Source organism: uncultured Pseudomonas sp. (assembly GCF_913774235.1).
Taxonomy (GTDB): domain Bacteria; phylum Pseudomonadota; class Gammaproteobacteria; order Pseudomonadales; family Pseudomonadaceae; genus Chryseomonas.
In genome coordinates this window covers 173,479-186,027 of sequence record NZ_CAJYDW010000016.1, presented here as the reverse complement: position 1 = coordinate 186,027, position 12,549 = coordinate 173,479, and the positions used below count along the sequence as shown (strand labels likewise).

Sequence of the window (12,549 nt, the reverse complement as noted above, 5' to 3'; positions counted from 1 at the left end):
AAACCTAAGGTTCGCCTCTACTGCCGACGATACATTCGCCTTTTGCTGCACTCATGCCGACGAGTGGGTCAGTTCGGCATGGCGGTCGCAATCGAGGGTATGGTCCATCACCAGACCCATGGCCTGCATGAAGGCGTAGCAGATGGTCGGGCCAACGAAGGTGAAGCCGGCCTTCTTGAGTGCCTTGCTCATGGCCTCGGCCTCCGGGGTGATGGCCGGGACTTCGCTGCGATCCTGGAAGCGGTTGATCTTCGGTGCGCCGCCGACGAAGGACCACAGCCAGCCAGCGGGGTCGTCCAGTTTCAGCCAGGCCTGGGCGTTCTGCCGGGCGGCGCGCAATTTGGCGCGATTGCGGATGATGCCCGGGTCCTGCATCAATTCCTCGATCTCCGCGTCGGTGAGCCGCGCCAGGCGCTGGGGATCGAAGCCGTGCAGCACCTGGCGATAGCGTTCGCGCTTCTTGAGGATGGTGATCCACGACAGCCCCGCCTGGAAGCCCTCCAGCAAGAGGAATTCGAAGAGCACCGCCGGATCGCGCTGGGGTACGCCCCATTCGCGGTCGTGGTAGTCGATGTACAGCGGATCGGCGGTGCACCAGAAGCAACGCGGCATGGCTACGGCTCGGAGGAGGGCGGAAGGCAACACCTTAGCGCAATTGCCAGGCAGAGGAGACGAGTCCAACGGATTCATCGGCGGACCACCATGACAGCGAAGATTCCTCTCCCAGGCGATTTTCCACACTACCAACGGGCTACACATGTATCGCGGCCATGGCGGTTCGCCGATGCGACCGCTCCGACAAAAGCCTCATCCGCAGTAGGAGCGGCCCATGGCCGCGATTAAGGGCGATAAAGACAGTTGCTCCTACAAACATGCCTCTCTTAGGAGCGACCGCATCGGCGAACCGCTATGGCGCGATAACCCGAGCAGGCAACTGCCCCGCCAAATACCGCCCGGCAGCCCTATGAGCCCATGCGATCACCCCTGGCTTTCAGCTATACTCCCCGGCTTTTCGTCGCAGCCGAACGGGTATCTTTCGTGAGCCAGTCCAAGCCCACCGTGCGCACCTTCCAAGACTTGATCCTGGCCTTGCAGCAATACTGGGCCGAGCAGGGCTGCGTGGTACTTCAGCCCTATGACATGGAAGTCGGCGCCGGTACCTTCCACACCGCCACCTTCCTGCGCGCCATCGGTCCCGAGACCTGGAACGCCGCCTACGTGCAGCCCAGCCGCCGCCCCACCGACGGCCGCTACGGCGAGAACCCCAATCGCCTGCAGCACTACTACCAGTTCCAGGTGGTGTTGAAGCCCAATCCGGATAACTTCCAGGAGCTGTACCTGGGCTCCCTGGCCGCCATCGGCCTGGACCCGCTGGTGCACGACGTGCGCTTCGTCGAGGACAACTGGGAATCGCCCACCCTGGGCGCCTGGGGTCTGGGCTGGGAAGTCTGGCTCAACGGCATGGAAGTCACCCAGTTCACCTACTTCCAGCAAGCCGGCGGTCTCGAGTGCTACCCGGTGACCGGCGAGATCACCTATGGCCTGGAGCGCCTGGCCATGTACCTGCAGGGCGTGGACTCGGTCTACGACCTGATCTGGGCCGACGGCCCCTTCGGCACCGTGACCTACGGCGACGTCTTTCACCAGAACGAGGTGGAGCAGAGCACCTACAACTTCGAGCACGCCAACGTGCCCAAGCTGTTCGAGCTGTTCGACTTCTACGAGTCCGAGGCCAATCGTCTGATCGCCCTGGACCTGCCGCTGCCCACCTACGAGATGGTGCTCAAGGCCTCCCACACCTTCAACCTGCTGGACGCCCGTCGCGCCATCTCGGTGACCGAGCGCCAGCGCTACATCCTGCGCGTGCGCACCCTGGCGCGCAATGTCGCCCAGGGCTACTTCAAGGCCCGTGCCCGCCTGGGCTTCCCGCTGGCCACCGCCGCGCTGCGTGACGAGGTCCTGGGTCGCGACGACGTCCAAGCGCTGCTCAAGGAGGGCGAATGATGAGCACCCATCTGGATTTCCTGGTCGAACTGGGCACCGAAGAACTGCCACCCAAGGCGCTCAAGACCCTCGGCGACAGCTTCCTCGCCGGAATCGAGAAAGGCCTCAAGCAGGCCGGCCTCGGCTACAGCAGCGCCCGCGCCTATGCCGCACCGCGCCGCCTGGCGGTGCTGGTCGAAGCCCTGCAGACCCAGCAGCCCGAGCGTAGCGTCAACCTGGACGGCCCGCCGATCCAGGCCGCCTTCGGCGCCGATGGCCAACCGACCCAGGCGGCCCTGGGCTTCGCCCGCAAGTGCGGCGTCGACATCAGCGCCATCGATCGCAGCGGTCCCAAGCTGAGATTCTCCCAGAGCATCCCCGGCCAGCCGGCGGCCAGCCTGCTGCCTGGTATCGTCGAAGCCTCCCTGGCCGAGCTGCCGATTCCCAAGCGCATGCGCTGGGCCGCCCGCCGCGAGGAATTCGTCCGTCCGACCCAGTGGCTGGTGATGCTGCTGGGCGACCAGGTGATCGATTGCGAGATCCTCACCCGCCGCGCCGGTCGTGACTCCCGCGGCCATCGCTTCCACCATCCCGACGCCGTGCGCATCAATGCCCCGGCCAGCTACCTCGCCGACCTGCGCGCCGCCCATGTATTGGCCGACTTCACCGAGCGCCGCCAGCTCATCGAGTCCCGCGTGGCCGAACTGGCCGCGGCGGAGCAGGGCAGCGCCGTGGTGCCGCCCGCGCTGCTGGACGAGGTGACCGCCCTGGTGGAATGGCCGGTGCCGCTGGTCTGCGCCTTCGAGGAACGCTTCCTCGAAGTGCCCCAGGAAGCCCTGATCACCACCATGCAGGACAACCAGAAGTACTTCTGCCTGCTGGATGCCCAGGGCAAGCTGCTGCCGCGCTTCATCACCGTGGCCAACCTGGAGAGCAAGGACCCGGCGCAGATCGTTAGCGGCAACGAGAAGGTGGTCCGCCCCCGTCTCACCGACGCCGAGTTCTTCTTCAAGCAGGACCAGAAGCAGCCGCTGGAAAGCTTCAACGAGCGCCTGAAGAACGTGGTCTTCCAGGCCCAGCTCGGTTCCGTCTACGACAAGGCCCAGCGTGTCGCCGCCCTGGCCGGCTTCATCGCCGAACAGATCGGCGGTGACGCCGAGCGTGCCCGCCGTGCCGGCATCCTCGCCAAGTGCGACCTGGCCACCGAGATGGTCGGCGAATTCCCCGAAATGCAGGGCATCGCCGGCTACTATTACGCCAAGAAGGGCGGCGAGGCCGATGACGTGGCCCTGGCGCTCAACGAGCAGTACATGCCGCGCGGCGCCGGCGCCGAATTGCCGCAGACCCTGACGGGGGCCGCCGTGGCCCTGGCCGACAAGCTCGATACCCTGGTCGGCATCTTCGGCATCGGCATGCTGCCCACCGGCAGCAAGGACCCCTTCGCCCTGCGTCGCCAGGCCCTGGGCGTGCTGCGTATCCTCATCGAGAAGCAGCTGGAGCTGGATCTGCCGGCCGCCGTCGCCTTCGCCATCGCCGGTTATGGCGAGCGGGTCAAGGCCGAGGGCCTGCAGGAGCAGGTGTTGGACTTCGTCTTCGATCGCCTGCGGGCACGCTATGAGGATGAAGGCGTCGATACCGCCGCCTACCTGGCAGTCCGTGCCCTGCGCCCGGCCTCGGCGCTGGACTTCGATCAGCGCGTCCAGGCCGTACAGGCCTTCCGTCGCCTGCCCGAGGCCGAAGCCCTGGCCGCTGCCAACAAGCGCGTCTCCAACCTGCTCGGCAAGTTCGAGGGCACGGTCGCCACCCAGGCCGATGCTGCGCTGTTCGAAACCGACGCCGAGCGTACCCTGGCCGCAGCCATTGCCGCCGCCGAGCGTGACGCGGCGCCCCTGGCCGCCGCCCGCCGCTATCGCGAAGCCCTGGAGCGCCTGGCCAACCTGCGGGCGCCGGTGGATGCCTTCTTCGACGAGGTGCTGGTCAACGCCGAGGACGAACGCGTCCGCGCCAATCGCTATGCGCTGCTCGCCCACCTGCGTGGCCTGTTCCTCGGCATCGCCGACATCTCGGTGCTGGGCTAGGTCATGAAGTTGATCGTGCTGGACCGCGACGGCGTCATCAATGTCGATTCCGATGACTACGTGCGCAGCGCCGAGCAGTGGCAACCGCTGCCCGGCAGCCTCGCGGCCATCGCCCGGCTGAACCGGGCCGGCTGGCAGGTGGCCGTGGCCACCAATCAGTCCGGCCTGACCCGCGGTTACTTCACCGAAGACGACCTGGCAGCCATGCACGAGAAACTGCAGCGCCTGCTGGCGGAGGAGGGCGGTCGAGTCGACCTCGTCCTGCACTGTCCCCACGGCCCGGAAGCGGGCTGCGACTGTCGCAAGCCGCTGCCGGGCCTGTTTCGTGCCATCGCCCAGCACTATGGCCGTACCGACCTGAGCGGCGTGCCGGTAGTGGGCGACAGCCTGCGCGACCTGGAAGCCGGCGTGGCGCTCGGCTGCACACCCTACCTGGTACGTACCGGCAAGGGCGAGCGTACCCTGGCCAAGCCTTTGCCATCCGGCACCCGGGTCTTCGCCGACCTGGCCGCGGTGGCCGATCACCTGCTGGAGGAAGCGCCCTGATGCGGCTCTTGCGTACCCTGCTGTTCTACCTGCTGCTGGGCACCAGCGGCATCCTCTGGTCCTGCGTCAGCCTGCTGATCGCGCCCTTCCTCGCCTATCGCGCCCGCTATCGGCTGGTGGTCAAGGCCTGGACCGGTTTCGCCGTCTGGCTGGCCAAGGTCATCTGCGGTATCCGCTACGAGATCTCAGGCCTGGAAAACGTCCCCGCACAGCCCTGCGTGATCGTGGCCAATCACCAGAGCACCTGGGAAACCTTCTTCCTGTCCGCCCAGTTCGAGCCCACCTCCCAGGTGATCAAGCGCGAATTACTGCGGATTCCCTTCTTTGGCTGGGCCTTTTCGCTGCTCAAGCCGATCGCCATCGACCGTGACAACGGCAAGCTGGCCCTGCAGCAGTTGACGGAGCAGGGCGGTCGCTACCTGGCCCAGGGTTGCTGGGTGCTGATCTTTCCCCAGGGCACCCGCATCGATCACGGCCAGATGGGCAAGTTCTCCCGCGGCGGCGCCGCCCTGGCCTGCAGCCTGAACGTACCCATCCTGCCCATCGCCCATGACGCTGGCGCCTACTGGCCCAATCGCTCCTGGATCAAGTCGCCGGGGACCATCAAGGTCAGCATCGGCCCGTTGCTCTATCCCCAGGGCCAGGATCCGCGTGCCATCGTCGATCTCAATGCTCGCTGCTTCGCCTTCATCGAACAGGCCCTCGCTCCCAAGCCCGACGCCAGCCAGGCGCAGCGCTGCGTGGCCTGACCGCCAGGCCCCGTGGCCTGGCGATCCCCCGGTTTTCCTCTACTTTCCCACAGACTTATCCACAGACTCTACCCAAGTCGCCAGGGTCGTCGCGGACGGCTGCCTACTCCTAACGGACCGTATTCCACAAGTACCTACAAGCTTATTCCCAGGCTTATCCACAGGGCCTTCCGTTATAGCCTGTGTCTCTATGCCGCATGGCACGGCCTCTTTGCGTGTTTTTGGCAGAGTGGCGAAAAGACGCTGAACAAAACTATCCACAAAACATCTGGCTATAAGATGAGCGGCGTTCCGCTTTGGGAACGAAAGGGCCAGCCTCTCTGGCCAGAATGTTTTCCACAAAAAAGCCCCGCATGGCGGGGCTTGTGCATAACCGAGTTCGATCAGACGTCGAGGTTGGATACCGCCAGGGCATTGCTCTCGATGAAGTCGCGGCGCGGCTCCACCTGGTCGCCCATCAGGGTATTGAAGATCTGGTCGGCAGCAATGGCGTCCTCGATGGTCACCTTGAGCATACGGCGCACGTTCGGGTCCATGGTGGTTTCCCACAGCTGATCCGGATTCATCTCACCCAGGCCCTTATAGCGCTGGATGTTGAATCTCTTGCTGGTCTCGTTCATCAGCCATTCCCAGGCTTCCTTGAAGGTGCTCACCGGGCGCCGGCGTTCGCCGCGCTTGGCATAGGCGCCTTCCTCCAACAGGTTGTCCAGCTGGGCGGCCAGTTCGGTCACCAGGCGGTAATCGTTGCTGCCGAAGAAATCCCGATTGAAAGTGACGTAGCTGGACAGGCCATGGGCACGGGTCTCGACTTCCGGCAGCCACAGGCTGCGCTCGCGATCCTCGCGCAGGCTGATGGTGTAGGTGGTGCCGTTACGCTCGGCAGCCTTCAGACGCGCTTCGAAGCCGGCCAGCCATTGACGCATGGCAGCCTCGTCGCCCAACTGCTCCAGACCCACGCGAGGTAGGTAGAGCAGATGCTCGCTGATGTCGGCCGGGTAGAGGCGCGACAGGCGCTTGAAGGTCTTCATCACCTGACGATAGTTGTTCACCAGCTTCTCGAGTTCCACGCCGGACAGTCCCGGGGCGTTCTCGTTGACGTGCAGGCTGGCTTCCTCGAGGGCGGTCTGGGTCAGGTATTCCTCCATCGCCTCGTCGTCCTTGATGTACTGCTCCTGCTTGCCACGCTTCACCTTGTACAGCGGCGGCTGGGCGATATAGATGTAGCCGCGCTCGATCAATAGCGGCATCTGGCGGAAGAAGAAGGTCAGCAGCAGGGTACGGATGTGCGAACCGTCCACATCGGCATCGGTCATGATGATGATGTTGTGGTAGCGCAGCTTGTCGATGTTGAATTCTTCGCGACCGATACCGCAGCCCAGGGCGGTGATCAGGGTGCCCACTTCCTGGGAGGAGAGCATCTTGTCGAAGCGCGCCTTCTCCACGTTGAGGATCTTGCCCTTGAGCGGCAGGATCGCCTGGGTGCGCCGGTTGCGACCCTGCTTGGCCGAACCACCGGCGGAGTCACCCTCCACGATGTAGAGTTCGGAGAGCGCCGGGTCCTTCTCCTGGCAGTCCGCCAGCTTGCCCGGCAGGCCGGCGATGTCCAGCGCGCCCTTGCGGCGGGTCATCTCCCGCGCCTTGCGAGCCGCTTCCCGGGCCCGCGCGGCGTCGATCATCTTGCCGACCACCGCCTTGGCTTCGTTGGGGTTCTCCAGCAGGAAGTCAGAGAAGTGCTTGCCCATCTCCTGTTCCACCGCGGTCTTCACCTCGGAAGAGACCAGCTTGTCCTTGGTCTGGGAGGAGAACTTGGGATCCGGCACCTTCACCGAGATGATGGCAGTCAGGCCTTCCCGGGCGTCGTCACCGGTGGTGGCCACCTTGAACTTCTTTGCCAGGCCCTCGGCCTCGATGTAGTTGTTCAGGTTGCGCGTCAGTGCCGAACGGAAGCCCGCCAAGTGGGTACCGCCGTCGCGCTGCGGGATGTTGTTGGTGAAGCAGAGGATGTTCTCGTTGAAGCTGTCGTTCCACTGCAGCGCCACTTCCACGCCGACGCCGTCGTCTTCGCGCTGCACCTGGAAGTGGAACACCTGGTTCACCGCGCTCTTGTTGGTGTTCAGGTAGTCGACGAAGGCGCGCAGACCGCCTTCGTACTTGAACAGCTCTTCCTTGCCGGTGCGCTCGTCGCGCAGCAGGATGCCGACGCCGGAGTTGAGGAAGGACAGCTCACGGATGCGCTTGGCGAGAATGTCCCAGCTGAACTGGATGTTGTTGAAGGTCGCCGCCGAGGGCTTGAAGTGTACCTGGGTACCGGTGGTGTCGGTCTCGCCGATCACCGCCAGCGGCGCCTGGGGCACGCCGTGCACATAGACCTGCTCCCACACCTGGCCGGCGCGGCGAATGGTCAGCCGCAGTTCCTCGGACAGGGCGTTCACTACTGAGACGCCCACGCCGTGCAGGCCGCCGGACACCTTGTAGGTATTGTCGTCGAACTTACCGCCGGCGTGCAGCACGGTCATGATGACCTCCGCCGCCGAGACGCCTTCTTCCTTGTGGATGTCCACCGGGATGCCACGACCGTTGTCGCGCACGGTGATGGATTCATCCATGTGGATGGTGATGCTGATCTCGCTGCAGAAGCCCGCCAGCGCCTCGTCGATGGAGTTGTCCACCACCTCGAAGACCATGTGGTGCAGGCCGGTGCCGTCATCGGTGTCACCGATGTACATGCCGGGGCGCTTGCGCACGGCATCCAGTCCCTTCAGCACCTTGATGCTGGAAGAGTCGTAGGTATTGGTCTCGCTCATGCTTGGCTCCCGCTAGTGTGGGTCTGCTTGATATGGCCGTGTTCCACGTGGAACACGCTGACCTCTGTCTCCGGCCGCCAGGCGGCCTGTAGCGTCTCGCGCTCGACACAGGTGATGAAGACTTGGCACTCCAGTGCCTCCAGCAGCCGGCACAAGGCCAGCCGGTGTCCCTCGTCCAGTTCCGAAGGCAGGTCGTCGATGAGATAGACGCACTGGCCTCGCTTGACCTGGTTGACCAGCCGGCCCTGGGCGATGCGCAGTGCGCACACCACCAGCTTCTGCTGGCCGCGCGACAGGATGTCCGCCGCGTTGTGATTGCCGATGCGGATCCGCAGATCGGCGCGCTGCGGGCCAGCCTGGGTATGCCCCAGCTGCAGATCCCGCGGCAGACTGTCCGCCAGCACCTCGCGCAGATCGCGCTCGCGGTCCCAGCCGCGGTAGTAACTCAGGGTCAGGCCGTCGAGCTGGATCAGCTCGGCCAACACCGCGGTGAATTCCGGCTTCAGGCGCTGGATGTAGGCCTGGCGAAAGCCATCGATCTCGCCACTGGCCAGGGCCAGTTCCTGATCCCAGGCAGCCTGGGCCGCTGGGTCGATTTTACCACGTCTAAGCCAGTGATTTCGCTGCCTGAGCGCCTTTTGCAGGCGTTGCCACAGGGGTAGGAAACGCTGTTCCTCGTGGAACACCCCCCAGTCGAGAAACTGCCGCCTGATCTTGGGACTGCCTTCGAGCAGGCGGAAGCCATCGGGGTTGATCAACTGCAGCGGCAGCACCTCGGCCAACTGCGCCGCGCTACGGGCATTCTCGCTATTGATGCGGATCTGGTAGTCGCCGCCGCGCTCGCGCTGGATGCCCAGGTTGCAATCCTGGCCCCCGGGCAGCCGCACCTGGCCGAACACCGTGCAACTGGCCTGCTCGTGCTGGATGACCGGCGCCAGCTTGGTGCTGCGAAAGGAGCGCGCGAGCCCCAGCAGATGGATGGCCTCCAGCAGGCTGGTCTTGCCGCTACCGTTCGCGCCGTGCAGGAGGTTGACCCGTGGCGAGGGCTGAAGCGCGACCGCCTGCAGATTGCGCAGGCGGTCGGCGTTGAAGCGGATCAGCGTCATCGAGCGGCGATCAGAGGCGCATCGGCATCACGACGTAGGAGGAATCGTCATTGCCCGCCTCCTGCAACAGCGCGCTGCTGCTGGAATCGGACAGGGTGATGCGCACCTGGTCGGTGGTCATCACACCGAGCACGTCGAGCAGGTAGCTGACATTGAAGCCGATCTCCAGGCTGCCGCCGTCGTAGTCGACCTGCAGCTCTTCCTCGGCCTCTTCCTGCTCCGGGTTGTTGGCCTGGATCTTCATGAAGCCATTTTCCAGCTGCAGGCGGATGCCACGGTACTTCTCGTTGGAGAGGATGGCGGTGCGGCTGAACGCCTCGCGCAGATGCTGGCGTTCACCCAGCACCAGCTTGTCGCCATGGCGCGGCAGCACGCGCTCGTAGTCGGGGAACTTGCCGTCCACCAGCTTGGAGGTGAAGGTGAAATCACCGGTGGTGGCGCGGATATGATGCTGCCCCAAGACCACGTTGACCGGCTCTTCCGGCTCGGTGAGCAGGCGCGACAATTCCAGGATGCCCTTGCGCGGCACGATGACCTGGTGCTTCTCGGCCTGTTCCACATCGGCCTCCAGCATGCACATGGCCAGGCGGTGACCATCGGTGGCCACGGCACGCAGGCGACCGGTGCTGGCTTCCAGCAGCATGCCATTGAGGTAGTAGCGCACATCCTGCTGAGCCATGGCGAAGCCGGTGCGCTCGATCAGGCGGCGCAGGCGGCCCTGGGGAATGCTGAACTTCAACGAACCCGGACCTTCCTCCACGGTGGGGAAGTCATTGGCCGGCAGAGTGGACAGAGTGAAGCGGCTGCGGCCGGAACGGATCAGCAGTTTCTGCTCCTCGGTGCGGATGTCGATCAGCGCATCGGGCTGCAGGCTCTTGCAGATGTCCATGAGCTTGCGCGCCGGCACGGTGATCTCGCCGGCTTCGGCGGCTTCTTCCAGCTCGACCCGGCCAACCAGCTCGACTTCCAGGTCGGTACCGGTCAGCGACAGGCGCTGGCCTTCCACGACCAGGAGTACGTTGGACAGCACCGGCAGCGTTTGCCGACGTTCCACGACACCGGCCACCAGTTGCAGCGGTTTCAACAGGGCTTCGCGTTGAATGGTGAAATGCATGGTCAGGTCCTTGCCAGAGCCGCGTCCGTCAGGTGGTCAGGGTACGCAGCAGGTTCTTGTAATCCTCGCGGATATCCGCGTCGGATTCCCGAAGTTCGGCGATCTTGCGACAGGCGTGCAGCACCGTCGTATGATCGCGTCCGCCAAAGGCATCGCCGATTTCCGGCAGGCTATGGTTGGTCAATTCCTTGGACAGCGCCATGGCCACCTGCCGCGGCCGGGCCACCGAACGCGAGCGGCGTTTCGACAGCAGATCGGCGATCTTAATTTTGTAGTACTCGGCCGCGGTGCGCTGGATGTTGTCGATGCTGACCAACTTGTCCTGCAGCGCCAGGAGGTCCTTGAGCGATTCGCGGATCAACTCGATGGTGATATCGCGGCCCATGAAGTGGGCATGGGCGATCACCCGCTTGAGCGCCCCTTCCAGTTCCCGCACGTTGGAGCGGATGCGCTGGGCGATGAAGAAGGCCGCATCGTGGGGCAGGTCGACCTTGGCCTGATCGGCCTTCTTCATCAGGATCGCCACCCGCGTCTCCAGCTCCGGCGGCTCCACCGCCACGGTGAGACCCCAGCCGAAGCGCGACTTGAGCCGCTCCTCCAGGCCATCGATCTCCTTGGGATAGCGGTCGCTGGTGAGGATCACCTGTTGTCCACCTTCGAGCAGGGCATTGAAGGTGTGGAAAAACTCTTCCTGCGAGCGCTCCTTGCGGGCGAAGAACTGGATGTCATCGATCAGCAGGGCATCCACTGAGCGGTAGAAGCGCTTGAATTCGTTGATGGCGTTGAGTTGCAGCGCCTTGACCATGTCGGCGACGAAGCGCTCCGAATGCAGGTAGACGATCTTGGCGTTCGGATTGCGCTTGAGCAGATGGTTGCCCACCGCATGCATCAGGTGGGTCTTACCCAGCCCCACGCCCCCATAAAGGAAGAGCGGGTTGTAGCCATGCTTGGGATTGTCCGCCACCTGCCAGGCCGCGGCGCGGGCCAGCTGGTTGGACTTACCCTCGACGAAGTTCTCGAAGGTGAAGGTACGGTTGAGATAGCTGGTGTGCTTGAGCGCACCCTCCACCTGCACGGTACGTTCGGTCTTGACCGCTGGCTCGTCGGCTTCGGCCAGTTCCGCCGTCACGTCTTCCAGGGCTACGCCTGCGGTGACGATGTCCGACTGGATCGGCTGCGGTGCCTGTACCGGTGGTGGCAGCGGCGTGCCTTGACTGCTGGGCGTCTGCGTCGGACGCGGCTTGTTGCTGCGCTTGCTGCCGATCAATAAGGAAAGCACCGGCGCGATGCCGTCGTCGGCATGCTCCTCGAGCAACTCGAGAACCCGGCTCAGGTATTTCTCGTTGACCCAATCGAGCACGAAGCGATTGGGCGCGAACACCCGCAGCTCATCCCCTTCCGCTTCCACCTGCAGTGGCCGGATCCAGGTATTGAATTGTTGCGAGGGCAACTCGTCGCGCAGTACTTCCACGCAACGTTGCCAGAGTTCGACCGACACAGCGTCTCCCGGGACTTTCGCGGCCCAGACGGGCCATGAGCAAACGCCCATTGTATCCCTCCCCACCCAGGTTATCCACACGCCCAGGTACTTTCCCCTTGGATGGACGCTTCGCCATCCTGCGCCGCAACGGCTACCGTCAGCACTGTGGATAACGCCGCCTGACCACTCTGGACAGCTGGGGGTTTTTCGCTGTGGATAATCCCGCTGTGCGTAAATGCCGCTGTTATCCACACCCTCTGCCCAGGCTGACAACCTTCGCCCCACCTGTTGACAACAGACTTGCCTGTCGCCTTCGTCCCAGCAGTGGTCTGCCCTGGCACGATCTATCCACAGAAAACGGCTGATCCATACATATTCACTTCAACAGTCCTTTAAAACCTTCTGACCTGTTGATTTTGTTTACGCCCTGGTCCTTCAACCGGCATTGGTTGGAAATTGACCTGCATCTTGGCTTTCTCTAGAATCCCCGGTCTCTTTGCGCGGGGCGCTCATGCCTTGCCGCTTACACCTAGGTAAAAGTCCATGAAACGCACCTTCCAACCCAGCACCCTGAAGCGCGCCCGTGTCCACGGTTTCCGTGCTCGTATGGCAACCAAGAACGGCCGTCAGGTTCTGTCCCGTCGCCGCGCCAAAGGCCGCAAGCGTCTGGCGATCTGATTGCCCGGTCA

10 protein-coding genes are annotated in these 12,549 nt (G+C 64.0%); 5 read left to right on the top strand and 5 right to left on the bottom strand.

Annotation, left to right across the window (positions count from 1 at the left end; genetic code table 11):
- Window positions 1-51 precede the first annotated feature (51 nt).
- Window positions 52-612, bottom strand: a complete 561-nt coding sequence (locus QZ471_RS16025) for a DNA-3-methyladenine glycosylase I (protein ID WP_295465562.1) — start codon at window positions 610-612, stop codon at window positions 52-54.
- A gap of 426 nt (window positions 613-1,038) precedes the next feature.
- Here QZ471_RS16025 and glyQ point away from each other — a divergent pair, with 426 nt between their 5' ends.
- The 4 genes from glyQ to QZ471_RS16005 are packed head-to-tail and all read left to right on the top strand — an operon-like array spanning window position 1,039 to window position 5,356.
- Window positions 1,039-2,004, top strand: a complete 966-nt coding sequence (gene glyQ, locus QZ471_RS16020) for a glycine--tRNA ligase subunit alpha (RefSeq protein ID WP_295465560.1) — start codon at window positions 1,039-1,041, stop codon at window positions 2,002-2,004.
- A complete protein-coding gene (gene glyS, locus QZ471_RS16015) occupies window positions 2,004-4,061 on the top strand; it encodes a glycine--tRNA ligase subunit beta (RefSeq protein WP_295465558.1) in 2,058 nt (685 codons plus the stop codon). The genes glyQ and glyS overlap by 1 nt, the downstream gene beginning before the upstream one ends.
- A 3-nt stretch (window positions 4,062-4,064) precedes the next feature.
- Window positions 4,065-4,607, top strand: a complete 543-nt coding sequence (gene gmhB, locus QZ471_RS16010) for a D-glycero-beta-D-manno-heptose 1,7-bisphosphate 7-phosphatase (protein WP_295465556.1) — start codon at window positions 4,065-4,067, stop codon at window positions 4,605-4,607.
- Window positions 4,607-5,356, top strand: coding sequence for a lysophospholipid acyltransferase family protein (locus QZ471_RS16005; RefSeq protein WP_295465554.1), 750 nt, complete (start codon window positions 4,607-4,609; stop codon window positions 5,354-5,356). The genes gmhB and QZ471_RS16005 overlap by 1 nt, the downstream gene beginning before the upstream one ends.
- A 383-nt stretch (window positions 5,357-5,739) precedes the next feature.
- Here the strand turns inward: QZ471_RS16005 and gyrB are convergent, their stop codons facing one another.
- Genes gyrB through dnaA form a run of 4 tightly spaced genes read right to left on the bottom strand, consistent with a single transcriptional unit; the run spans window position 5,740 to window position 11,878 of the window.
- Window positions 5,740-8,160, bottom strand: coding sequence for a DNA topoisomerase (ATP-hydrolyzing) subunit B (gene gyrB / locus QZ471_RS16000; protein WP_295465552.1), 2,421 nt, complete (start codon window positions 8,158-8,160; stop codon window positions 5,740-5,742).
- Window positions 8,157-9,266: a DNA replication/repair protein RecF gene (gene recF, locus QZ471_RS15995; RefSeq protein ID WP_295465550.1), complete on the bottom strand. Its 1,110-nt coding sequence runs from the start codon at window positions 9,264-9,266 to the stop codon at window positions 8,157-8,159. Before recF ends, gyrB begins: the two co-directional genes overlap by 4 nt.
- Window positions 9,267-9,276: 10 nt before the next feature.
- The gene (gene dnaN / locus QZ471_RS15990; protein WP_058761357.1) at window positions 9,277-10,380 is read right to left on the bottom strand and encodes a DNA polymerase III subunit beta; all 1,104 of its coding nucleotides are present in this window, start codon (window positions 10,378-10,380) and stop codon (window positions 9,277-9,279) included.
- A gap of 28 nt (window positions 10,381-10,408) precedes the next feature.
- Complete coding sequence (dnaA, locus tag QZ471_RS15985) at window positions 10,409-11,878, bottom strand: chromosomal replication initiator protein DnaA (RefSeq protein ID WP_295465547.1); 1,470 nt, start codon at window positions 11,876-11,878, stop codon at window positions 10,409-10,411.
- Between the two features lie 525 nt (window positions 11,879-12,403).
- On the opposite strand from dnaA, the gene rpmH reads away from it, so the two are divergent.
- The gene (rpmH, locus tag QZ471_RS15980; protein WP_007160134.1) at window positions 12,404-12,538 is read left to right on the top strand and encodes a 50S ribosomal protein L34; all 135 of its coding nucleotides are present in this window, start codon (window positions 12,404-12,406) and stop codon (window positions 12,536-12,538) included.
- Window positions 12,539-12,549 lie beyond the last annotated feature (11 nt).

Excerpts from the sequence above, each read along its gene's own strand:
- QZ471_RS16025 (WP_295465562.1), bottom strand. The coding sequence starts at position 612 with ATGCCGCGTTGCTTCTGGTGCACCGCCGATCCGCTGTACATCGACTAC.
- gmhB (WP_295465556.1), top strand. The coding sequence starts at position 4,065 with ATGAAGTTGATCGTGCTGGACCGCGACGGCGTCATCAATGTCGATTCC.
- recF (WP_295465550.1), bottom strand. The coding sequence starts at position 9,266 with ATGACGCTGATCCGCTTCAACGCCGACCGCCTGCGCAATCTGCAGGCG.
- glyS (WP_295465558.1), top strand. The coding sequence starts at position 2,004 with ATGAGCACCCATCTGGATTTCCTGGTCGAACTGGGCACCGAAGAACTG.
- rpmH (WP_007160134.1), top strand. The coding sequence starts at position 12,404 with ATGAAACGCACCTTCCAACCCAGCACCCTGAAGCGCGCCCGTGTCCAC.
- QZ471_RS16005 (WP_295465554.1), top strand. The coding sequence starts at position 4,607 with ATGCGGCTCTTGCGTACCCTGCTGTTCTACCTGCTGCTGGGCACCAGC.
- dnaN (WP_058761357.1), bottom strand. The coding sequence starts at position 10,380 with ATGCATTTCACCATTCAACGCGAAGCCCTGTTGAAACCGCTGCAACTG.
- gyrB (WP_295465552.1), bottom strand. The coding sequence starts at position 8,160 with ATGAGCGAGACCAATACCTACGACTCTTCCAGCATCAAGGTGCTGAAG.